Origin of the sequence: Pseudahrensia aquimaris (assembly GCF_042676045.1) — a bacterium.
Classification (GTDB): Bacteria; Pseudomonadota; Alphaproteobacteria; order Rhizobiales; family Rhizobiaceae; genus Pseudahrensia; species Pseudahrensia aquimaris.
Map to the genome: position 1 here is coordinate 681325 of NZ_JBHTJV010000003.1, position 22703 is coordinate 704027.

The following is a 22703-nucleotide window of genomic DNA, read 5'->3' on the forward strand; positions in this document are numbered from 1 at the left end:
ATACACGCGGCTTAAGGTTCAGCGCTCGCAATGGTCAATCTCCTGGAAGTTGACTTAGCGCGTTAAAGTTGACTTGACCGCCTACGAATTCTAAATCGATTTAAGTTTAATTGCCCTACCAACCCCGGAGCCCCCATTATGACTGTGAAAGTTGCCATTAACGGTTTTGGTCGCATTGGCCGCAACGTCTTGCGCGCCATCGCCGAATCCGGTCGCACGGATATCGAGGTTGTTGCGATCAACGATTTGGGCCCGGTGGAAACCAACGCTCACCTGCTGCGCTATGACAGCGTGCACAAGCCTTTTCCTGGTGAGATCAAAATCAAGCGCAATACTATGACGGTGACGTCGGGCGACTGGTCTTCCGGTCCCATAATGGTCACAGCAGAGCGCGATCCCAAGGCACTGCCTTGGCAGGATGTCGATATCGCGCTGGAGTGTACAGGTATTTTCACCGCCCGTGATAAAGCAAGCCTGCTTTTGGAAAATGGCTCCAGCCGCGTGCTGATTTCCGCTCCCGGCAAAGGGGCAGATCGCACAGTCGTTTATGGGGTCAACCACCGCGAATTGCGCAAGAAAGACATCATCGTATCCAATGCTTCTTGCACCACCAATTGCCTCGCCCCCGTCGCGAAAGTGCTGAACGACACGTTCAAGATCACCAAAGGCAACATGACCACGATCCATGCCTATACTGGCGATCAACCAACGCTGGACCGCCACCACAAAGACTTGTACCGCGCCCGCGCTGCCGCGTTGTCGATGATCCCAACGACAACAGGCGCCGCCGCTGCGGTTGGCTTGGTGTTGCCAGAGCTAAAGGGCAAACTGAACGGCTCTGCCATCCGCGTGCCGACCCCCAATGTTTCTTGCGTCGATCTGCATTTCGTTGCTGGCCGAAAGTGCAGTGAAGAAGAAGTGAATGCCGCGCTGAAAAAGGCTGCCAAGGCCGGTCCGCTGAAAGGCGTGCTGGGCTATAGTGAGGAGCCGCTGGTTTCGATCGACTTCAACCACAACCCTCACTCGTCAGTCTTTGCAGCAGCCCAAACGCGGGTGACAGGCGGTAATCTAGTGCGCGTTCTGGCTTGGTATGACAACGAATGGGGCTTCTCAAACCGCATGGCCGACACCGCTGTCGCTATGGGCAAGCTCATCTAAAGACACATATCTGAACTTTACAGAAGGCGCTGTCGCACCATGCGATAGCGCCTTTTTGCATCTAGCCTGTGGGCAACGGCCAGAACTTTTCCACTGTCACATAAGTGTCATGTAGGTGTCACAAAAGCGTAGAAACGGAAGGGCTAAGGAATTTACGTGGTCGTGGAAACGCGGCCCTGAGATTCGAAACAGTCAAACAAGGAAGGCTCTCTTCATGACTGGCAAAGTAACAACTCTTCTCGCCGCCAGCGCACTGGCAATGTCCGCATTCGCAACTGGCGCAATGGCTCGCGACCAAATTCAAATCGTCGGTTCGTCCACTGTGTTCCCTTTCTCCACGGCAGTTGCCGAAAAATTCGGCCAATCCAGCAACTTCAAAACACCAGTTGTTGAGTCTACCGGTTCCGGCGGCGGCATGAAGCTGTTTTGCACGGGCGTTGGTGTGAACACTCCCGATATTACAAACTCTTCTCGGCGCATTAAAGAAGGTGAGTTCAACTCTTGCCTTGAAAACGGTGTGACACCAGTTGAGGTAAAGGTTGGTTTTGACGGCATCGTACTTGGTTCGGCCAAATCAGGGATTTCGCTCAACCTCACTCCCGAAATGATCTTCCGCGCTTTGGCGAAGCAAATTCCGGTTGACGGCAAATTGGTCGCTAATCCGAATATGAACTGGGCAGACGTTGACCCATCGCTCCCGAACGTGAAAATCGAAGTGCTCGGCCCCCCGCCAACCTCGGGAACACGCGACGCTTTCGTCGAACTGGCAATGGAAGCTGGCGCTGAAAAAGTAGCTATGCTGGCCAATTTGAAAAAAGACGATTCAAACGCTTTCAAAAAGATCGCCCATGCAATCCGTGAAGACGGTGCATTTGTCGAAGCAGGTGAAAACGACAATCTGATTGTGCAGAAGTTAGAAGCCAACCCAAACGCTGTGGGCATTTTTGGCTTTTCGTTCCTCGATCAAAACTCCGACAAACTTAAAGGCGCAACCGTGAACGGCGCTGAACCGGAATTTGAGAAAATTGCCGACGGCGATTATCCGATTTCCCGCTCGCTCTATTTCTACGTCAAGAAAGAGCATGTCGGCGTCATTCCGGGCATTGCAGAATTTGTTGCCGAGTTCACCGATGAAGGCACTTGGGGCGAAGATGGCTATTTGGCAGACAAAGGTTTGATACCGCTGCCAGACGCTGACCGCGCCGCAGTTGCTGCAAACGCTAAAGAATTGAAGCCGATGTCCATGTAAGGACAGCGGTTTCATAAAATTCCGGTCTGACAGCGCACGTTGTCGGACCGGCTTTTTCCCAAACCGACGCATGGCCTCGGTTTGGGAAAAAGCCAAAGCATTGGCTGAGACCGAATATTTTTGCGTGCCGCACATGGTGGGCAAACCGTTGCAGGCATATTTTATGATTTTTCTCGCTTTGACATTGGTCGTGCTGGCCGCCTTTGCTTGGCTAATAGGCCAGAAGCGTGCTTCCGTCGTTGCAGCTGGCGCAGAAAACACCAGACTGCACTCGCGGCCAAACTATCACGGCCTCTTTCTGGCCATCATGACAGCTGTTCCAGCGCTCGTGCTGATACCGTTTTGGAATGGGGTATCGGGTCGGATAATCGATTCTTCCGTACTGTCCGTCTTTGCTGCGCAAATATCCGATATGACCGTGCCTCAGATCGAAGCCTTTTTGCGCGACGCCTATGCCATCGCAAATGGTGGCATCGTATCGTTGCGCGACGAAACAAAAGAAGCTGCGGCCGAACTCATCTCTTTGCGCCAAGCAAGCTCTATGCTCTGGCTTTGGATTGTTGGACTGGGGCTCGCGGCTGGTGGTTTCCTCTGGGGCTACTCGAAAATCACTGCTCCCTTTCGTGCGCGGACATTTGTTGAAAGGTTCATTCGTGGGCTGCTGATCGTATGCTCGGGAGTCGCCATTTTAACGACCGTCGGCATCATCTTCTCGTTGATCTTTGAGAGCATTCGCTTCTTTAACATGGTCTCGTTGTTCGACTTCTTGTTCGGCATCCACTGGTCGCCGCAAAGCGCGTTCCAGAGTGCGGGCGGTGCTGGTGCAGATGCCGACAATTCGATCATCTTCGGGGCAGTTCCACTTTTTGCCGGCACATTGCTTATCACGTTCATCGCAATGTGCGTTGCCGCTCCTATTGGGTTGATGTCTGCAATTTATTTATCGGACTATGCAAGCCCCACATTTCGCGCTGTAGCCAAGCCCGCGCTGGAAATTTTGGCGGGTGTGCCAACAGTCGTTTACGGCTTCTTTGCGGCTCTTACCGTTGCCCCTGCCATTCGAGGCTGGGGTGAAGGCATTGGACTGACCGTGTCTTCAGAATCTGCCCTCGCTGCTGGTCTGGTCATGGGCATCATGATCATACCGTTCGTGTCGTCGCTTTCCGATGATGTGATCAACGCCGTACCGCAGAGCTTGCGCGATGGCTCGGCAGGGTTGGGAGCGACAAAGTCTGAAACCATTCGCAAAGTCGTCCTCCCCGCCGCTCTGCCTGGAATTGTCTCGGCCATGCTGCTGGCGGTTTCACGCGCCGTTGGCGAGACGATGATCGTGGTGATGGCCGCGGGTTTGGCCGCCAACCTGACCATCAATCCGCTCGAAGCCGTTACCACGGTGACCGTGCAAATCGTGACGCTTTTGGTGGGCGATCAGGAATTCGACAGCGCTAAGACACTTGCCGCTTTTGCGCTTGGCCTTGTGCTGTTCATCATCACCTTGACCCTCAACATAATCGCGCTGCGCGTGGTCCAGAAATACCGTGAGCAATATGACTGATGTAACGGAAAAAGACGTGGCCACCAGCGCTCGTCCGTCGCGGCATTCCGCAGAACGCCAAGCTAATGTGCGTCGTCGGTTCAAGGCTGAAACACGTTTCAAATACCTTGGTCTCGGCTGCGTGCTAACCGCCGCTGGCTTTCTTTTGCTGCTGCTATCCACTGTCGTTGGCAATGGCCTGCCCGCGTTTCGCTTTAACACTGTCGCGCTCCCAATAGAGATGACAGCGCAGAATATTGACCCTGCTAATCCACGGAACGCCGATTACCGCAAGCTGCTGAACGACAGCCTATCTGAACAATTACCATTCGTATCCGGCCGGAAGGATCGCCGCCTGATGCGCGGTCTGATTTCTAGTGGGGCTGAGATCATAGTTCGCGATCATGTGCTCGCAAACGCCAGTCTATTAGGCCAAAAAACTGATGTGCCGGTGCCGCTTTCCGACACTGCGGATCTATATTTCAAAGGCCTAAGCGCAACGTTCGACCGCCGCGCTGGCAGCGGTTCGATCACGTTGACTGGTGTGGAAGACGAAATTGAATTGCGCACAGCCGAGCCCGTTTTTTCACAGTTTGTGGCCAATGCACGTGTACTGATTGGTGAGAGCGCCAAACGCTTGCGTAACCGTTCAGCAGCGCTACAGCGCACGGTTGATAAATTAAAGGGCGATCTCACCGCCGCTCAGGCTGTTGTTGCCAACTCCGACGCCAGCGAAGGAGCAAAAGCGCGCGCCGCAGCGCAAGTAGAAGACATCCCTGCCCGCCTTCAAACGATCGAAGCAGAACGTAAAACAGTAGAGCAACGGGCAACACGGCTGGAAGCGCGGGCAGCATCGCGCGAAGGTAGCGAAAACCTCACAGACGATGATCCATCTCTCTTGGTTGAAGTGAACGGCGGAATTATCAAGATTACTGAAGCCTCGTCCACCACAGCCAAAGGTATTGTGCTGGTGCCACCAACTGCGCTGAGTGCAGATGGTGGTTGGTCATTGGGCGTGCTGGAAATCCCAGAATCTGAGCGTAAAATCTCTGACAAGGAGATTGCATGGCTTGAAAGCCTCGCCAGCGCCGGGCGCGTTTCCGAAGGTTGGAACACAATATTTTTTACCCGTGGTGCAAGCCGTGAAGCTGAGATGGCTGGCATTTGGGGCGCTGTTGTTGGCTCGTTCCTGACAATGTTGGTAACGCTTGCGCTCTCCTTTCCTCTGGGAGTTGCAGCGGCGATTTACCTGGAAGAGTTCGCACCCAAGAATAAACTGACCGACTTCATCGAAGTGAACATCAACAACCTAGCAGCAGTTCCCTCTATCGTTTTTGGCTTGTTGGGGCTGGGAATTTTCATCAACGGGGTCAACCTTGGCTGGTTCACTTTGGGCGGCGGCTTTCCGCGCTCGGCCGCACTCACCGGCGGCACCGTGCTCGCGCTGATGACACTACCGACCATTATCATCGCATCCCGCGCCGCGTTGCGTGCCGTGCCACCCTCCATCCGTGAAGCAGCGCTCGGCATCGGTGCATCAAAGGTGCAAACGGTGTTTCACCACGTTCTACCGCTTGCAATGCCCGGCATGTTGACCGGAACGATCATCGGTATGGCGCAAGCCCTTGGCGAAACGGCACCGCTTCTGATGATTGGCATGGTAGCCTTTATCGTTGATATTCCCGGCGACTTTACCGACCCCGCAACCGTGCTGCCTGTGCAGATCTATATGTGGGCAGACTTCCCCGAAGTCGCCTTCCGCCAAAAGACAGCGGCTGCCATCATGGTGCTGCTAGGCTTCCTCGTTCTCATGAACGCATTTGCCGTGCTGCTGCGCAAAAGATTTGAGCGTCGCTGGTAGTCGCTTGCGAAAGAATTGACCTTATGGACACCCAAACAAACATGACCGAAAAAGCCACAACAGATATGCCGCACAACAAGATGACCGTTCGTGACGTCTCGGTGTATTATGGCGCTAAGCAAGCCCTTTTCGACGTCGATCTCGACATACGCGAAAAGAGCGTCACAGCGCTGATCGGCCCTTCAGGCTGTGGTAAGTCGACATTCCTGCGGTGTCTCAACCGCATGAATGACACGATCGACATTTGCCGTGTCGAAGGCCAGATTTTGCTGGAGGACGAAGATATCTACGCGCCGGATATCGACGTCGTGCAGCTTCGCGCCGATGTTGGCATGGTGTTTCAAAAACCCAATCCGTTTCCCAAGTCGATCTTTGAAAACGTCGCCTATGGCCCACGCATTCACGGCCTTGCAGACTCCAAGCAAGCGCTAACGGAGATTGTTGAGACAAGCCTCAAGCGCGCGGGCCTTTGGGAAGAGGTCAAAGATCGCCTCGACGAGCCGGGCAACGGCCTTTCCGGTGGCCAACAGCAGCGCCTCTGCATTGCGCGTGCTATCGCCGTGTCGCCAGAAGTCATATTGATGGATGAGCCATGTTCGGCGCTTGACCCCATCGCCACAGCCATTGTGGAAGAATTGATTGATGAGTTACGCCAGCAATACACGATCGTAATCGTGACCCACTCCATGCAGCAGGCTGCACGTGTGAGCCAGGAGACTGCGTTTTTCCACCTTGGATATCTGGTAGAACACGGCGCAACCGAAGACATTTTTACAAATCCCACCGATTCCCGCACGGAGAGTTACATCACCGGACGGATCGGCTAATCGAGGGACTGACCGCCATGCACAACGAAGCCCATATCTCCACCGCTTTCGACAAAGATCTTCGCCAGATTGAAGATCTAGTTGTGATGATGGGTGGCCTTGTCGAAAAACAGATCGAAGACGCGGTCGAGGTCATGACCACCCGCGATCTTGAATTGGCTGATGCTCTGAAAGCCTCCGACAAAGAGGTTGATCGCATTGAACAGGAGATTGGCGAACTTGCCGTGCGCTTGATCGCATTGCGTCAGCCCAAAGCGCAAGATTTGCGAGCGGTTTTGGCCGCCATCAAGGTCGCCGCAGACCTCGAGCGGATAGGCGACTACACCAAGAACATCGCCAAACGCACACATGTGCTGGCCCAAACAGATCCTATAGGCTCGTCAGCCAAAACCATCGCACGCATGTGCAATCTAGTGCGGCAAATGGTGAAAGATGTTCTGGACGCCTATATTGCGCGCAACATTGATCTGGCCGACGAAGTCCGTGCCCGTGACGACGATGTGGACCAGATGAACAATCAACTCTTCCGTGCGCTGCTCACCTACATGATGGAAAATGCCAGTAACATTACACCTTGCATGCACTTGCTTTTCATCTCGAAAAACGTCGAACGCATGGGCGATCACACCACCTCGATTGCTGAACAAGTTCACTTCTTTATCTCTGGCGAATTGCCTGACGACGAGCGACCAAAAGCGGATCTTACAAGCACCGCGTTCGTCACACCAAAATAGAGCGCCCCTAATGGCCCTTTCCGAAAGCGCGAAAATTTTGGTGGTGGAAGACGAACCGTCGCAGCGCGAAATGCTGGTCTACAATCTGGAGCAAGAAGGCTACGCCGTCATCTGGGCAGAAGACGGCGACGAGGCCATTCTGCTGGCAAAAGAAGAAGCGCCCGATGTTATTGTGTTGGATTGGATGTTGCCATCGATTTCCGGCATTGAAGTTTGCCGGCAGCTGAAAGCGTCGGCCACAACTTCCGAAATCGCCATTATAATGCTCACAGCTCGCGGCGAAGAAGCTGATCGAGTGCGGGGGCTAACAACGGGTGCCGATGACTATGTCGTAAAGCCTTACTCTGTGAGTGAGTTGCTGGCGCGGATACAAGTGCGGTTGCGCCACTCCAAGCCTTCAGCGACCGGCGGCATGCTGACTTTTTCCGACATCACACTCGACACAGCACAATACCGCGTTATGCGCGGCGGCAAGGCTTTGAAACTTGGGCCAACCGAATTCAAAATGTTGACAGTGTTCATGGAACGTCCAAAGCGCGTTTGGAGCCGCGACCAGTTGTTAGACAAGGTTTGGGGCCACGATGCGTTGGTTGATCTGCGAACCGTCGACGTTCATGTCGGTCGGCTGCGCAAGGCGTTGAACCGCGACGGAGAAGATAATGTGATCCGCACCGTGCGCGGTGCAGGCTATTCGCTGGACAACGAGGGCTAAGCGCTACTCGTTACCAAATGCTTTGCGACGCAGCTCGCCAACCGCATTGGCATGGGCATCAAAGCCTTCATAGGTGGCGAAAACTTCCGTTTTTGGACCAGTCTCGGCAAGCCCCTGCTCCGTCATACGCCCAAGCGAACAGGCTTTGAGAAAGTTGTGAACGCCAAGCGGAGACCGCGTCTTCGCCGCGCCAGATGTGGGCAACACGCAGTTGGGGCCCATCATGTAGTTGGCCACAGAACCGGGGGTCTGTTCACCGAGAAGAATTTCCGAAGCATTCCGGATATGAGGCAGGTGTTGTTCCGGCTTGGCGCTCAAAATTTGGCAGTGTTCTGGTGCGTAATCGTTGATGAAATCGTACGCAGCTTGGGTATTTTCTGCCAATACGATGCCACCGCTGTTACCCCCCAGAACAGCAGAGGAATAACCCACCCGTTCTTCACTCATATGCGCCCAATAATCCGGAATTGCAGCGCGGGCCGCTTCCGCCAGTTCGCGCGATGTGGTGACGAGAAAGACGGATGAGTCATCACCGTGTTCGGACTCGATGATCGTATCCAACGCAGCTATGCGCGGGTTCGCGGTCTCATCGGCAAAAACGATGCTTTCCGAAGGGCCAGCGGGCATGCCGGGGTCGATTCGATTTGAAAGGACAACTTTTGCCGCTGCCAGCCAAGGGCTGCCCGGCCCCTCGATCTTCATAACGCGTGGAATCGTCTCTGTGCCAAACGCCGCAGCGGCAACAGCTTGGGCGCCACCGGCCTTGAAGACAGTGCGGCACCCGGCAATATCTGCGGCCACCAGTGTGGCGCTATCAATTTTCCCGTCCGGTCCGGCAGGTGTGAGCACCGCCACCTTTTCCACTCCCGCAACAATGGCAGGAATAACACTCATCAGCGTAACGGAAGGAAACGAGCCTTTGCCACGTGGGCTGTAGCAGGCAACAGAATCAATGGCCGTGAAACGCTCGCCCACATGCACACCGGGGCGGATTTCCGTCCACCACTCCATATCCTTGGGCATCTGCATTTCATGGAAACGGCGGATGTTGTCCGCCGAATAACGGAGCACTTCGACAAACTCTGGATCAAGCGAGGAGTAGGCTTCTTCAATTTCCGCTTCGCTCGCTTGCAGGGTGCCGGGGGCGATGTTTGCGCCGTCGAATTCAGCGGCAAATCGGATCAAAGCATCATCACCTTCGGTCCGCACGGCCTCAATGATTGGCGCAACCTTGGCGATGAAAGGCGCAAGATCATCCTCGGCGCGCAACAAAAGCTGCGCGCGCTCAGCTTGGCTCAGCTTAATAAGTTCGTGGAGTGCAACGGTTTGATCGGTCATGATTGTCTTATAGGGCGGCATGAATTGGACTTCTATGCCACCCACCACGCGGCAAATCCACCACAAGCAGCTGCGGCGCTTGCAGCACGATTTTTTGCATGGAAAAGTCGTTTCGTCTTAAAGCCTTGGAATTTCCTCATGCGCGATCTCGAATTACCCGGCCGCTCTCCCGTCCACGCGAAAAATGGCATGGCCGCCACCTCCCATACGCTCTCAACACAAACCGCAATTGACGTTTTGAAGGCAGGCGGCAACGCGCTTGACGCAGCTATTGCAGCTTGTGCTGTGCAGTGCGTGGTGGAACCGGGTTCGACGGGAATCGGCGGCGATAATTTTTGCCTCTTTGCGCCGGAGGGTGGCAATAAGGTGATCGGTTATAACGGCTCGGGCCGCGCACCCGCCGCTGCGACTTTGGAGAAGTTGCGCTCGCTTGGTTTGAGCGAACTTGAACGGACGTCAGCGCATTCTGTGATCGTTCCCGGTGCAGTTGACGCTTGGTGTCGGTTGAACGCTGACCATGGACGCATACCTATGGCGGAGCTGCTTACGCCAGCCATCGATCATGCCCGCAACGGTTATCCGGTTTCCTCAAGGGTCCACACGGATTGGGTGGGGAATGCGGAAATTATCCGAAGCGATGAGAATTGCGCTCGCATATTTTTGCCAGACGGCAAGGTGCCGGCGGTTGGTCAACTGCACCACCAAAAGGGACTAGCGGACGCTTTAGAAATCATCGGCCGTGAAGGGCGCGATGCGTTCTACAAGGGCGAGCTTGCGCAGGAAATGGTGGCGACTTTGCAAGCGAAAGGCGGGCTTCATACGCTCGACGACTTTGCCTCTGCTAAGGGTGAATATGTGACGCCAGTGACAAGCACGTTTCGCGACCTCACAATCCATGAATGCCCGCCCAACGGCCAAGGCGTCATCGCGTTGCTGCTGATGAACATGTTCGAACGGGCGCCAGAAGGTTCGCTTATCTCCGCCGAACGTATTCATTTCGAAATCGAAGCGTGCCGCCGCGCCTATGCCGCGCGTGGGCTGACACTGGCAGACCCGGCACAAGCGGATGTGCCCGTTTCCGGTTTGATCGACAAAGCGTTCGCAGCTGAGTTGGTCGCTTCCATCGACCCCGCCAAAATGGTTGAGCCCGACAACAGCATCCTCATGCCGCGCCACAAGGACACCGTTTACATTTCGGTCGTGGATAAGGACCGCAATGCCTGCTCGTTTATCAACACCCTGTTCTGGGGCTGGGGCGGCGGCATCACGACGCCAAAACATGGTATCGTTCTCACCAATCGAGGCCAAGGTTTCGTGCTCGAAGAAGGCCACCCCAATTGCATCGCGCCGGGCAAGCGCCCGCTGCACACGATCATCCCGGCAATTGTCACGAAAGAGGGGCGCACGGTGATGAGCGTCGGCGTGATGGGTGGCGAATATCAGGCTATGGGTCAGGCACAATTCATCTCGCGCTACATCGACTTCGGCATGGACATTCAAGAAGCGCAAGACGCGCCGCGCTGGATGGTAGATCCGTTTGACGGCGAAGTGGAGATTGAAGGGCCGGTGCCAGACGCTATTGTCGAGCAGCTTCGCGGCATGGGCCATTCCATCGCGCGGTCGACGCGGCCAGTGGGCGGCAGCCAAGCCATTGCGATTGACTGGGAAACGGGCGTGCTAACCGGCGGCAGCGACCCTCGCAAGGACGGCTGCGCCATGGGCTATTAGGCGGCTTCCGCCTTCATCCACTTGTCGAGCGCAGCGATCTGTTTGTCGCTCATCAACATCCCCAGTTTGCTGCGCCGCCAGACGATATCGTCCGCCGTCATCGCCCATTCGTTGGTCATAAGATAGCGCACCTCGGCTTCGCTTAGACCGGCGCCGAATTCTTCGCCCAATTGGTCGGCAGAACTTGCCTGCCCCAGCACCATCGCAATGCGGGTGCCGTAAGCATGGCACATGCGGTCTGCGTCTTTGGGGTCTAGGAACGGGTAGCGCTGTAGCGTTTTCTCCACCAGCGCATTGAAGCTTTCGGTCGGAAAGTCACCACCCGGTAGCGGCTTGGTTCCCGTCCATTTGCCCTTGCGTCGACCAAGCTCGGTCTCAATCTCGTCCATCATCCGCTCGGCCAATTCACGGTAGGTCGTGATTTTTCCGCCGAAAATATTGATCAAAGGCGCACCAATCACATCCGGGTCGCCTTTGCCGCCATCCTGCTTGAAAATGTAATCGCGGGTCGCTTCTTGGGCAGCACTTGCACCGTCGTCATAGAGCGGTCGAACGCCGGAGTAGGTCCAAACGATGCTTTCCTTGGTCACCTCTTGCTCGAAATATTCCGACGCAGCGGCGCAAAGATAGTCAATCTCGTCTGGCGTGATGGCAACGTCCGCCGGATCACCCTCGTAATCGCGGTCGGTTGTGCCGATTAGCGTTGTATCGTGGGTGAAAGGAATAGCGAAAATGATGCGGCCATCGGCGTTTTGGAAAATATAAGCGTTGTCGTGCTCAAACAGTTTGGGCACCACGATATGACTGCCCTGCACCATGCGGACGTTGTGGGCGTCGTTACGCCCGAACGTCTTGCCGAGAACGCTGTCGATCCACGGACCGGCAGCGTTGACGACCAAGCGGGCTGAGAAGTCTTGGGTTCCGCCGGTCAGCGCGTTTCGCGTCGTCACGTGCCACTTGTCACCTTCACGGCGGGCGGAGACGCACTCGTTGCGCACCAAAATCTGCGCCCCATGTTCTTTCGCATCCATTGCGTTCAACACGACCAAACGGGCATCGTCCACCTGACAATCCGAATACTGAAAACCTTTGGTGAACATAGCTTTTAGCGGTTTACCGTAGACGCCGTTTGCCAAATCAACAGTCCTGGTACCCGGCAACAGTTTGCGGCCACCGATGTTGTCATACAAAAACAGCCCCAAACGCAGCAACCAGGCGGGACGAAGGTCTTTGTGGTGAGGCATGATGAAACGCATCGGGCGGATGATGTGGGGCGCGAGCGACCACAGCACTTCGCGCTCCTTCAGAGCCTTGCGCACCAACATAAATTCGTAATGCTCCAAATAGCGAACGCCACCGTGGACCAGCTTTGACGACCAATTGGATGTACCGCTGGCCAGATCGTTCATCTCGCACAGCACTGTTGTATAGCCCCGGCCTGCCGCATCGCGGGCGATGCCGACGCCGTTGATGCCGCCGCCGATAATGAAAACGTCGATGTCTTGCACGATGGTCTGCTTAAAAGTGGTATCTTTGCGTCTGTTCTAACACAGGCAATATCGCGCCGCGACGGGTTGCGGCACTTTATCCGGCGGTGGGCAATTTGAGTGCCGGTAGCAGGACCGAGAACTTTGAGCCCTTGCCGACTTCGCTGGAAACGATCAATCGCCCCCGGTGGCGCGATAGGATGTGTTTGACGATAGCCAATCCCAGGCCCGTGCCCCCTTTTTGGCGAGACCGGCCTGAATCGACGCGGTAGAAGCGCTCGGTCAGACGTGGAAGGTGTTCGGGCGCGATGCCCTGCCCTTCGTCGGTCACGCTGGCAATAAACACCGGCGTGGAAAAGCCCAACGCCTTATCGCGCCGTTCCAAGGCAATTGAGATGGTGCCCTCCGGTTTGGAGTATTTGGCGGCGTTCTCTATGAGATTCTGGAAAACCTGGGTGAGTTGGTCGGCATCGCCAAGCACTGTTGCCGTATTGTCAGCTAGGTTAATATTGAGGTCACGACCCTCGAAGTCTCCGCGTTCCTGCAAAGAAGCTACCACATCTGTGATGACTGCACTGAGATCGACACTGGCAGTCGGCCGCACACGCTCTTGTGCCTCAACGCGGGAAAGCGAAAGCAAATCATCAATCAAGCGGTCCATTCTCGCGGCTTCACGGCCCATGGTTTCAAGAAAGCGCACTTGGGCTTTCGGATCATTTCGCGCCGAGCCTTGCAGCGTTTCAATCAGGCCTGCGAGCGTGGTGAGCGGAGACCGCAATTCGTGGCTAACGTTTGCCACGAAATCCGATCGCATTTGTTCGGCCTCCAGTAGAGGCGAAATATCTTTGAGTACCAACGCTGCTGCGGCTTCATCGTCTACAAGTCGAACCGCCGTAAGCCTAAATGCGGTTCGATGAGGCACTTCTAGGTGAAATTGGGCCATAGAACGGTCCTGACCAGACAGCACGGCGCTTACGCAACGGATGGCCTCTGGGTGGCGCACAACGCGCACCAATTGGGTGCCGTCAATACCTTTCCCCAGGAGAGCATGGGCTGCCTCATTGGCGAACAGTATTGTCCGTGCTGTGTCGATGAGCAGAACCGGCTCGTCAAGGGCGGACAGGATTTGGTGTCGGTTGGCAGGCATTTTTATCGTTTCCCGCCGTACCATCAATCGAAGACGATGGCCGGACCTTCGGACTTCGCATTATCCAAGGACGCGTGAACCTTCTCGGCAATGGCGTTATAGATCGCCGCGTGGGGGCCATCCGGTGCGCTGTCGACAACGGGTGTGCCACCGTCTGAATTGGTGCGTATATCGAGGTGGAGCGGAACCGCGCCCAAGAAAGGAACACCGAGTTTCTCCGCTTCCGCCTTCGCGCCGCCGTGGCCGAAAATATCGGTCTGCTCACCACATTTAGGGCAGATGAATGTCGACATATTTTCGACAATGCCCAAGATCGGCACGGAGACTTTGTTGAACATATTGAGTCCCTTACGGGCATCAATCAAAGCAAGGTCTTGAGGGGTAGAGACGATGACAGCACCCGCCAGCGGCACTTGTTGCGCCATGGTTAGCTGTGCATCGCCCGTGCCCGGCGGCATGTCCACGATCAACACATCAAGAGGTGCCCATTCAACTTCGCGCATCAATTGGGTGAGCGCAGAAATGACCATGGGACCGCGCCAGATCATCGGCGAGTCTTCCGCTACCAGAAAGCCGATGGACATGGCTTTGAGACCCATGGCCTGCATCGGTTTCAGGATACGGCCTTCCGCTTCGGGCTTGCCGGTGAGGCCGAGTAGACGGGGGAGCGATGGGCCGTAAATGTCAGCGTCCAGAATGCCAACGGAGAGGCCGCGGTTGCGAAGACCGAGTGCAAGGTTCACAGATGTTGTGGACTTGCCAACACCGCCTTTGCCGGAAGCGACCGCGATGATGTGCTTCACGCCCGGTATACCCGGTTGAGCGGGCTTTGGTGGCGTCGTTTGAGCGGCAGCTTCAGGCTTGCCGATTTTCGCCGTGGGCATCATCGGTGGCGGAGGTGGCGGGGCCATGCCGCCGCCAGAGGCTGCGCCGGCCCCGAATTTCCGCTCAGCCGTTAGCGCCACCATTGCGGATGAAACACCGTTAATGTTTTCCACGACCACTTGCGCCTTGGCGCGCAGATTTTCCAGCTCCTGAGCGCGCTCAGCTGGAACGGTGAGTGAGAACATCACTTTGGCCTGACCATCACGGGTCGTCACAAAAGGGTCCGACACCATGCCAAGCGACACGATATCACCCTTACCGTCTGGGCCTGCCACTGTGGCAAGCGCCGCGCGGATGTCATCTGCGGTGATGGTCATACGTTCTCCCTCGGCCCCGAAAGGCCGGGGCGACAGTTCTTAACTAAGCAGCGTGCCGAGTTGCATAGCGATACCCATATCGCCTTCGACTTTCAGCTTGCCGGACATAAATGCCATTTGGGCATTCTCTTCGCCTGCCGCAATGGATTCGAACACATCTTTGTCGACCACAACGGTGCAATCAGCTTCGGCTTCGTTGTTGTGAACGCTTGCAGGGTCTGCCGCGCCATCAATCACCATGATGCCGTCATCGCCAAAATCAAATTTCACGACTTTGCCATCAATTGCGCCCTTGGCGGCAACGCGGGTCTGCATTTCTGCTGTCATTTCTTCTAGGGTCATGGGTGCTCCGATGGTGGCATTCAGTGAGTAACTTTTCGTTCCCTTGCCCTTGCCGAAAAGCCAAGCCATAGTCAACATACTACTGAGTATGTTGGGCCGCATCCGCCGCTCAATACCGGCACTATGGGAGGAGACATCCATGCGCGAAGCAGTCATCGTATCCACAGCCCGCACACCGATCGGCAAAGCCTATCGCGGCGCTTTCAACAACACGTCATCACAGACGTTGGCAGGCCATGCCATTGAACATGCGGTCAAACGCTCCGGGCTTGATCCGGCTGAATTCGAAGACGTGGTCATGGGCGCTGCCCTCCAGCAAGGCGTTCAGGCAGGCAATATCGGTCGTCAGGCAGCTTTGAAGGGCGGGCTTCCCGTCACGACCGCAGGCATGTCGCTGGACCGCCAGTGCGCGTCGGGCATGATGGCGATTGCCACCGCTGCAAAACAGATTGTGGATGACCACATGAATGTCTGCATCGGCGGCGGGGTTGAATCCATCTCGATGGTGCAAACGCCGGAAATGCGGATGGGGCCGGACCGCGATCTGATGAAGATGCACCCGCATATTTATATGTCTATGCTGGACACCGCCGAGGTTGTTGCTGACCGATACAACATTTCACGCGATGCGATGGATGAATACGCGTTGCAAAGCCAGCAGCGGACTGCAGCAGCCCAAGAAGCCGGTAAGTTTGACGACGAAATCGTGCCGCTCACCTCCACGATGGTGATGGTCAACAAAGAGACCAAAGAGAAATCCGAGCATGAAGTTACGTTGGAGAAAGACGAGGGCAACCGCCCTTCGACCGATCTGGCTGGCTTGAACGGGCTGAACCCGGTTATGGGTCCGGGAAAGACGATAACGGCGGGCAACGCCAGCCAGCTTTCCGATGGCGCGTCGGCCGCTGTTGTGATGGAAGCCAAGGACGCAGAGAAGCGCGGCATCCAGCCTCTTGGCGCTTATCGCGGCATCGCGGTCGCAGGGCTTGAGCCAGACGAGATGGGCATTGGGCCTGTCTATGCTGTTCCGCGCCTGCTGGAGCGTTTCAACCTGAAAATGGACGATATCGGCCTGTGGGAACTCAACGAAGCGTTCGCAGTGCAAGTGCTTTATTGCCGCGACAAGCTGGGCATTCCCAACGAGCTGCTGAACGTCAATGGCGGCGCGGTTTCCATCGGCCACCCCTATGGCATGAGCGGCGCGCGCATGGTTGGCCACGCGCTGATCGAAGGCAAACGTCGTGGTGCGAAATATGTTGTTTGCACCATGTGTGTTGGCGGCGGCATGGGCGCTGCTGGCCTGTTTGAAGTTTATTGAGAGCGCTGAATCATGGCTGATATTGAACTCACCAAGAATGGCCGCATCGCGACCATAACCTTGAACCGTCCTGAAGCCCGCAACGCCGTTACACGGGACGGGTGGATGGATCTGCTGTCGATGCTGCAAGACGTGGCAGCGGACGATGAAATCGGATGTGTGGTGCTGACTGGCGCGGGCGATGCGTTTTCTGGCGGCGGCGATGTTAAGGACATGGTCGCGAGGCTTAAAAGCACCGAGGAAGACGCGCCGATTGATGAACAGCAGAAGTTCATCCGCCACATCGTAGAATCATCACGCCTGCTTCACACGATGCCAAAGCCTACAATCGCCGCCATCAACGGCGCGGCCGCAGGTGCGGGCCTTTCGCTGGCGCTGGCTTGCGACATGCGGCTGATGGTGGAGGATGCCAAGCTGACCACGGCTTTTGGCAACATCGCGCTGTCGGGCGACTTTGGCGGCGCGTATTTCCTGACGAAAATTGTCGGCACAGCAAAAGCGCGGGAGATGTTTTTCATGCCGCTGCCCATGACCGGCAAGGAAGCGGCGGAAGCTGGCGTGGTGAACCGCGCCGTGCCTCGCGATCAATTTGACGCCGTTCTGGGCATGATAACGCAGCATATCGGCAACGGCCCCACGAAGACATACGACTTCATGAAGCGCAACTTGAACCTCGCGCTGAACAGCACGCTGGACGATTATTTCGATCAGGAAACAATGCTGATGACGCTGTCTTTCACATTCGAAGACCACCGTGAGGCGGCGACAGCTTTCGTTGAAAAGCGCCAACCAAAATTCAAAGGCAAGTAAGCCATGACTGATTCCGTTTCCATCGAATGGCGTGACAAGATCGCAGTAATCTGGATCGACAATCCCCCCGTCAACGCCCTGTCGCACCATGTGCGTGTGGGAATCGTGGAGCGCGTGAAAGAAGCGGTTGATGCGGGAGCAGAAGCGGCTGTTCTTGCAGGGCGCGGTGGCACGTTCATCGCCGGTGCTGATATCCGCGAATTCGGTAAACCGCCGATGGAGCCGATGCTGCCGGAAGTCTGCGATATTTTGGAAGCGACCGACATGCCGCTGGTCGCTGCCATTGAAGGCAACACGCTGGGAGGCGGTTTGGAAACGGCATTGGGCTGCCATTTTCAGGTGGCCGACGCCAAGGCAAAAATCGGCCTGCCGGAAGTTCTGCTCGGCCTCCTTCCCGGCGCGGGCGGTACGCAACGCGCGCCTCGGGCGATTGATGATCCTGCAGAAGCGTTGGCGATGATCACAAGCGGCAAACCTGTGAGCGGAACCAAAGCGTTCGAGATCGGGCTGGTAGATGCGGTTTCGCAGGGCAATACGGTGGATGATGCGGTTGAATTTGCAAAGGGCGTTGTCGGGCAGGATATGACCGATCGACGGCTTTGCAATCAGACTCGCGAAATGACGCCTGAAATCGTCGCTGTCTTCGATGAAGCGATGCCGAAAATCATCAAGCAGGCCAAGGGTGCCATCGCGCCCGTGAAAGCTGCAGAATGCGTGAAGGCAGCGTTCGAATTGCCGTTCCGCGAGGGTTTGGCGAAAGAGCGCGAGACTTTCATTGAACTGGTTCAGTCTGATCAATCAGCCGCCCTGCGCCACATATTTTTTGCTGAACGTGCTGCTGCTAAAGCACCGAAGGATGTGAAAGGCGAGCCACGCACCATCAAGAAAGTTGGCGTGATTGGCGCCGGCACGATGGGTGGCGGGATTTCGATGACGTATATCGAAGCCGGTTTCCCCGTCACGCTGCTGGAAATGAGCGATGAAGCGCTGGACCGTGGCCTGACCACCATTCGCAAGAACTGGGAGCGCGGCATCAGGAGCGGTCGCGTAACCGCCGAACAGGTTGAAGAGCGAATGGCGCTCTACACCCGCACAACGGACTTCGCTGACCTCGCCGATTGCGATCTCATTATTGAAGCCGTTTTCGAGACGATGGACATCAAGAAGGAAGTTTTCGGCAAGCTCGACAAGATCGCCAAGCCCGGCGCGATTTTGGCCACCAACACGTCCTATCTGGATGTGGACGCTATCGCTGCGCAAACCTCCCGGCCGCAAGACGTTTTGGGCATGCATTATTTCTCTCCCGCTAACATCATGAAACTGCTGGAAATTGTTCGTGCCGAAAAGACGGCAGACGATGTTTTACTCACCGCGCTCGACATGGCGAAAAAAACGCGCAAACAGCCTGTCGTTGCTGGCGTCGGCCACGGCTTTATCGGCAACCGGATGCTCACCCCGTATATTCGCCAAGCGAATCTGCTGGTGCTGGAGGGTGCAACGCCGGAGCAAGTTGACAAAGCTTTGACCGATTTCGGCTGGGCGATGGGCGTGTTCGCTGTGAGCGATCTGGCTGGGTTGGATATCGGCTACAAATCCCGCGCTGACCAAGACCTCTCCGACGACGAGCGGCGGGTTTACACGATCGCTGATCGTTTGGTGGAGGCCGGTCATTTGGGTCAGAAATCCGGCTCTGGTTTCTACTCCTACGACCCGGAAACACGCGCCCGCACGCCGAACCCTGAGGCGCTGCGCATCATGGAAGAGGTGCGCCGCGAAATGGGCATCAACACCCGCACGATCACCGATGAAGAGATCATTGAGCGCACGCAATTCGCGCTCGCCAATGAAGGCGCACACGTGTTGGGCGAGGGCGTGGCGCAAAGCGCAGGCGATATCGATGTGGTCTATAACTACGGCTACGGCTATCCGCGCTGGCGCGGTGGGCCGATGAAATATGCCGAGACGGTGGGGCTGGATAAGGTCGCCGCGAAGTTGACCGAATGGGCAGACGGTGCCGGAGGTGTTCACTGGAACCCGTCGGATCTGCTGATGGAAGCCGCCGAGCAAGGCGACGGATTTGACGGAGTGAAAGCATGAACCTGTTCGACCTCTCTGGCAAAACGGCCATCATCACTGGCTCCTCACGCGGCATTGGCAAGGCGATTGCCGAACAAATGGCGGCGCACGGCGCCAAAGTCGTCATCTCCTCACGCAAGCAAGATGCCTGCGATGCAGTGGCGGCGGAACTGAACGAGAAGCATGGCGCGGGAACGGCGCTGGCGGTGGCGTGCAATATCTCATCAAAGGACGCGCTTGAGAACCTCGTCACAGAGACCAAATCCGCCTTTGGTGACATTCATGTTCTCGTCTGCAACGCTGCATCAAATCCCTATTACGGGCCGATGGCTGAGATTGAGGACGAGGCGTTCGCCAAAATTTTGCACAACAACGTCATTGCCAACAACCAGTTGATCGCCATGGTCACGCCAGAAATGATTGAGCGAAAGGATGGCTCGGTTGTCATCGTATCATCCATCGGCGGCATCAAAGGATCGCCTATCATCGGCGCATACTGCATCTCCAAGGCGGCGGATTTCCAACTGGCACGCAATCTGGCCGTAGAATACGGCGCTCACAATGTGCGGATCAATTGCATTGCGCCAGGGCTGATCAAAACCGATTTCGCCCGCGCGCTTTGGGAAAATCCTGACAATTTGAAAGCCGCGCTTTCCACTACTCCCATGCGCCGCATTGGCGAGCCAGACGAAATCGCAGGCGCCGCTGTGTTCCTAGCGTCAGACGCTGGGCGATATATGACGGGCCAGCAAATCGTCATCGACGGTGGTCAAACCATTACATAAGGGCAATCACATGAGCGATCTTGAAACATTCCGCGCGGAGACCCGCGCTTGGCTGGAAGAAAACTGCCCTGCCGACATGCGCGATGGCGCTAAAGACGAGGCATCATCTTGCTGGGGTGGCCGCAAGTGGGAATTTACGTCCGAAGGCCAGAAGATTTGGCTTGAGCGCATGGGCGCACGCGGCTGGACTGTACCCACATGGCCGAAGGAATATGGTGGCGGAGGCTTGAACAAGGCGGAAGCCGCCGTCCTGCAAGAGGAAATGGACGCCATCGGCGCACGCAAGCCTCACGATAATTTCGGCATCACCATGCTTGGGCCAGCCATGCTTCACTTCGGCTCCGAGGAACAGAAGCGCGAGCATTTGCCAAAGATCGCCCGCGGCGAAATTCGGTGGTGTCAGGGCTATTCAGAACCGGGTGCAGGCTCCGACCTTGCCTCGCTTCGCACCAGCGCGGACGATGGCGGCGACCACTACATCGTCAACGGCCAGAAAATCTGGACCTCCTATGCAGACCGCGCGGACTGGATTTTCTGCCTCGTGCGCACCGATAAGGACGCGCCAAAGCACAAGGGCATTTCGTTCATCCTTTTCGACATGGAAAGCGAGGGCGTTTCCACAAAACCGATCAAGCTTATCTCCGGCTCATCGCCCTTTTGCGAGACGTTCTTCGACAACGTGAAAGTGCCGAAGCAAAATCTAGTTCACGAAGAAAACCGGGGCTGGGACGTCGCTAAATATTTGCTCACGCATGAGCGCGAAATGATCGGCGCCCTGTTTGGCTCAATGGGCGGTCCTGCGCTGGGTTCGCTGGCAGTGGAAGAACTCGGAACCGACGAAATGGGCCGTGTAGACGATCCACTCTTGCGTTCGAAACTTGTGCAAGCGGAAATCGACAGCCTTGCCTTTTCTGCCCTGTTGGAAAGCGTGGAAGCGAAAAATGGCGCCGGCGAAAGCCTCGGTGCAACGTCGTCAGTGTTGAAGTATTACGGCACGGAGCTGAACAAGCGCCGTCACGAATTGATGATGGAAGTGGGCGGCAGCGAAGCTATGGAAGTCGGGCAACGTTCGTCTGACTGGCTGCGCACCAAGGGCAACTCCATCGAAGGTGGGACGAGCGAAATCCAGCTTCAGATCATCGCCAAGCACATCCTCCAAATGCCGGGTGCATAGGCCATGATTTTATCTGACGATCAACAGATGCTCCGCGAAGCTGCGGCTGGATTTCTTTCCGAGAAAGCGCCTGTTTCCGCTCTTCGCGCCCTGCGCGACAAGGGTGAAGACAAGGGGTTTGACCCGGACCTTTGGCAGGAAATGGCGCAGATGGGTTGGGCGGGAATCATCGTGCCGGAAGACGCGGGCGGCGCCGAGTTCGGCCTAGTAGGCGGTGGGCTAATCGCGATGGAAATGGGGCGGCATTTGACGGCGTCCCCGTTTTTCAGCACCGCAATTGTAGCGGCAAGCGGCGTCTCGGCGTTTGGGAATGATGCGCAGAAGTCTGATCTTTTGCCTGCTATCGCAGCAGGCGAGCTGTTGATGGCCTTGGCGGTGGACGAAGGCCGCAAACATGCGCCTGCTAAGACTGCGATGGTGGCACACCGCAGCGGCAATGGCTTTTCGCTTTCCGGCGCAAAAACATTCGTGGTCGATGGGGCACAGGCCGATAAATTGATAGTCGCTGCCCGTACGGGTGGCGATGCGGGCGAGCAAAATGGCATTACTCTGTTCATCGTCGATGCCAATGCAAAGGGCGTTTCGCGCACTGCAAAGGCTATGGTCGATTCCCGCGCGAGCGCTGAAATTCATTTTGATGCTGTAGATGTTGAAGCCGATGCTGTGCTGGGTCGTGTGGACGCTGGATGGGAACCGCTGTCGCACATGTTGAATGCTGGTCGCGCCATTCTCTCAGCGGAGATGAGCGGCAGCGCAGCAACCGCTTTTGCTATGGCGCTGGACTATCTCGCCCAACGAAAACAGTTTGGCACAAACCTCTCTGCGTTTCAGGCCTTGCAACATCGCGCGGCCCACCTTCACACCGAAATAGCTATGGCAGAGGCGGCCAGTTTCGCCGCTCTGGCCGCGTTGGATGCGCGTGCAGAAGATGCCCCGCGCAAAACGGCCGTTGCTAAGGCGAAGGCAAGCCAAGTTAGCCTTCTCGCCGCACAGGAAGGGCTGCAAATGCACGGCGGCATGGGAATGACGGACGCTTTTGATATCGGCTTTTACCTCAAACGCGCCAAGGTGGCGGGAGAATTGTTCGGTGACGCTTCATTTCACGGCGAGGCATTGGCACGCGATTTGGGCTTTTAAGAACAAGTCACACGCTTTTCACACCAGCATCACGCTGAAAAACGTCTTGTCACGTGCTCGTGAGATGGGGTTCCTTTGTTTAGA

At 56.2% G+C, this 22703-nt stretch carries 18 protein-coding genes and 2 pseudogenes; 15 read left to right on the top strand and 5 right to left on the bottom strand.

The window, feature by feature from the left end; all coding sequences use genetic code 11:
- Nucleotides 1-138: 138 nt before the first annotated feature.
- The 8 genes and pseudogenes from gap (at nt 139) to phoB (ending at nt 8075) form a co-directional block, all read left to right on the top strand.
- Nucleotides 139-1158, top strand: coding sequence for a type I glyceraldehyde-3-phosphate dehydrogenase (gene gap, locus ACFQ14_RS06700; RefSeq protein ID WP_377211928.1), 1020 nt, complete (start codon nt 139-141; stop codon nt 1156-1158).
- Between the two features lie 214 nt (nt 1159-1372).
- Complete coding sequence (locus tag ACFQ14_RS06705) at nt 1373-2407, top strand: substrate-binding domain-containing protein (RefSeq protein WP_377211929.1); 1035 nt, start codon at nt 1373-1375, stop codon at nt 2405-2407.
- Between the two features lie 163 nt (nt 2408-2570).
- On the top strand, nt 2571-3962 hold the full coding sequence (pstC, locus tag ACFQ14_RS06710; RefSeq protein ID WP_377212087.1) for a phosphate ABC transporter permease subunit PstC: 1392 nt from the start codon (nt 2571-2573) through the stop codon (nt 3960-3962).
- Nucleotides 3955-4419: pseudogene (locus ACFQ14_RS06715) on the top strand (DUF3333 domain-containing protein); the annotation flags it as partial. The gene pstC and the pseudogene ACFQ14_RS06715, both read left to right, overlap by 8 nt.
- Nucleotides 4420-4959: 540 nt before the next feature.
- Nucleotides 4960-5802, top strand: a pseudogene (gene pstA, locus ACFQ14_RS06720) (phosphate ABC transporter permease PstA); the annotation flags it as partial.
- Between the two features lie 41 nt (nt 5803-5843).
- On the top strand, nt 5844-6629 hold the full coding sequence (pstB, locus tag ACFQ14_RS06725) for a phosphate ABC transporter ATP-binding protein PstB (RefSeq protein WP_377212088.1): 786 nt from the start codon (nt 5844-5846) through the stop codon (nt 6627-6629).
- Nucleotides 6630-6646: 17 nt separating this feature from the next.
- Nucleotides 6647-7363, top strand: coding sequence for a phosphate signaling complex protein PhoU (gene phoU / locus ACFQ14_RS06730; RefSeq protein ID WP_377211930.1), 717 nt, complete (start codon nt 6647-6649; stop codon nt 7361-7363).
- A 10-nt stretch (nt 7364-7373) separates the two neighbouring features.
- Nucleotides 7374-8075, top strand: coding sequence for a phosphate regulon transcriptional regulator PhoB (gene phoB, locus ACFQ14_RS06735; protein ID WP_377211931.1), 702 nt, complete (start codon nt 7374-7376; stop codon nt 8073-8075).
- Between the two features lie 3 nt (nt 8076-8078).
- On the opposite strand, the gene hisD is transcribed toward phoB, so the two are convergent.
- On the bottom strand, nt 8079-9413 hold the full coding sequence (hisD, locus tag ACFQ14_RS06740) for a histidinol dehydrogenase (protein ID WP_377211932.1): 1335 nt from the start codon (nt 9411-9413) through the stop codon (nt 8079-8081).
- Nucleotides 9414-9551: 138 nt separating this feature from the next.
- On the opposite strand from hisD, the gene ggt reads away from it, so the two are divergent.
- Nucleotides 9552-11141, top strand: coding sequence for a gamma-glutamyltransferase (gene ggt / locus ACFQ14_RS06745; protein WP_377211933.1), 1590 nt, complete (start codon nt 9552-9554; stop codon nt 11139-11141).
- Here ggt and glpD read toward each other — a convergent pair.
- The 4 genes from glpD to ACFQ14_RS06765 form a co-directional block, all read right to left on the bottom strand.
- Nucleotides 11138-12652, bottom strand: coding sequence for a glycerol-3-phosphate dehydrogenase (gene glpD, locus ACFQ14_RS06750; protein ID WP_377212089.1), 1515 nt, complete (start codon nt 12650-12652; stop codon nt 11138-11140). The genes ggt and glpD overlap by 4 nt on opposite strands.
- Before the next feature lie 73 nt (nt 12653-12725).
- Entirely contained in the window at nt 12726-13775 is a 1050-nt protein-coding gene (locus tag ACFQ14_RS06755; protein WP_377211934.1) for an ATP-binding protein, read from the bottom strand.
- Between the two features lie 23 nt (nt 13776-13798).
- The gene (locus ACFQ14_RS06760) at nt 13799-14977 is read right to left on the bottom strand and encodes an Mrp/NBP35 family ATP-binding protein (protein ID WP_377211935.1); all 1179 of its coding nucleotides are present in this window, start codon (nt 14975-14977) and stop codon (nt 13799-13801) included.
- 39 nt (nt 14978-15016) lie between these two features.
- Nucleotides 15017-15319: an SCP2 sterol-binding domain-containing protein gene (locus ACFQ14_RS06765; protein WP_377211936.1), complete on the bottom strand. Its 303-nt coding sequence runs from the start codon at nt 15317-15319 to the stop codon at nt 15017-15019.
- 139 nt (nt 15320-15458) lie between these two features.
- Here ACFQ14_RS06765 and ACFQ14_RS06770 point away from each other — a divergent pair, with 139 nt between their 5' ends.
- The 6 genes from ACFQ14_RS06770 to ACFQ14_RS06795 are packed head-to-tail and all read left to right on the top strand — an operon-like array spanning nt 15459 to nt 22619.
- Nucleotides 15459-16637, top strand: coding sequence for an acetyl-CoA C-acyltransferase (locus ACFQ14_RS06770; RefSeq protein ID WP_377211937.1), 1179 nt, complete (start codon nt 15459-15461; stop codon nt 16635-16637).
- A gap of 12 nt (nt 16638-16649) precedes the next feature.
- A complete protein-coding gene (locus tag ACFQ14_RS06775; protein ID WP_377211938.1) occupies nt 16650-17447 on the top strand; it encodes an enoyl-CoA hydratase-related protein in 798 nt (265 codons plus the stop codon).
- 3 nt (nt 17448-17450) lie between these two features.
- Nucleotides 17451-19544: a 3-hydroxyacyl-CoA dehydrogenase NAD-binding domain-containing protein gene (locus tag ACFQ14_RS06780; protein ID WP_377211939.1), complete on the top strand. Its 2094-nt coding sequence runs from the start codon at nt 17451-17453 to the stop codon at nt 19542-19544.
- Nucleotides 19541-20308, top strand: a complete 768-nt coding sequence (locus ACFQ14_RS06785) for an SDR family oxidoreductase (RefSeq protein ID WP_377211940.1) — start codon at nt 19541-19543, stop codon at nt 20306-20308. Before ACFQ14_RS06780 ends, ACFQ14_RS06785 begins: the two co-directional genes overlap by 4 nt.
- Before the next feature lie 10 nt (nt 20309-20318).
- Nucleotides 20319-21482 (top strand): acyl-CoA dehydrogenase family protein, encoded by a 1164-nt coding sequence (locus ACFQ14_RS06790; RefSeq protein WP_377211941.1) that lies wholly within the window; start codon nt 20319-20321, stop codon nt 21480-21482.
- Between the two features lie 3 nt (nt 21483-21485).
- Nucleotides 21486-22619: an acyl-CoA dehydrogenase family protein gene (locus tag ACFQ14_RS06795; protein WP_377211942.1), complete on the top strand. Its 1134-nt coding sequence runs from the start codon at nt 21486-21488 to the stop codon at nt 22617-22619.
- Nucleotides 22620-22703 lie beyond the last annotated feature (84 nt).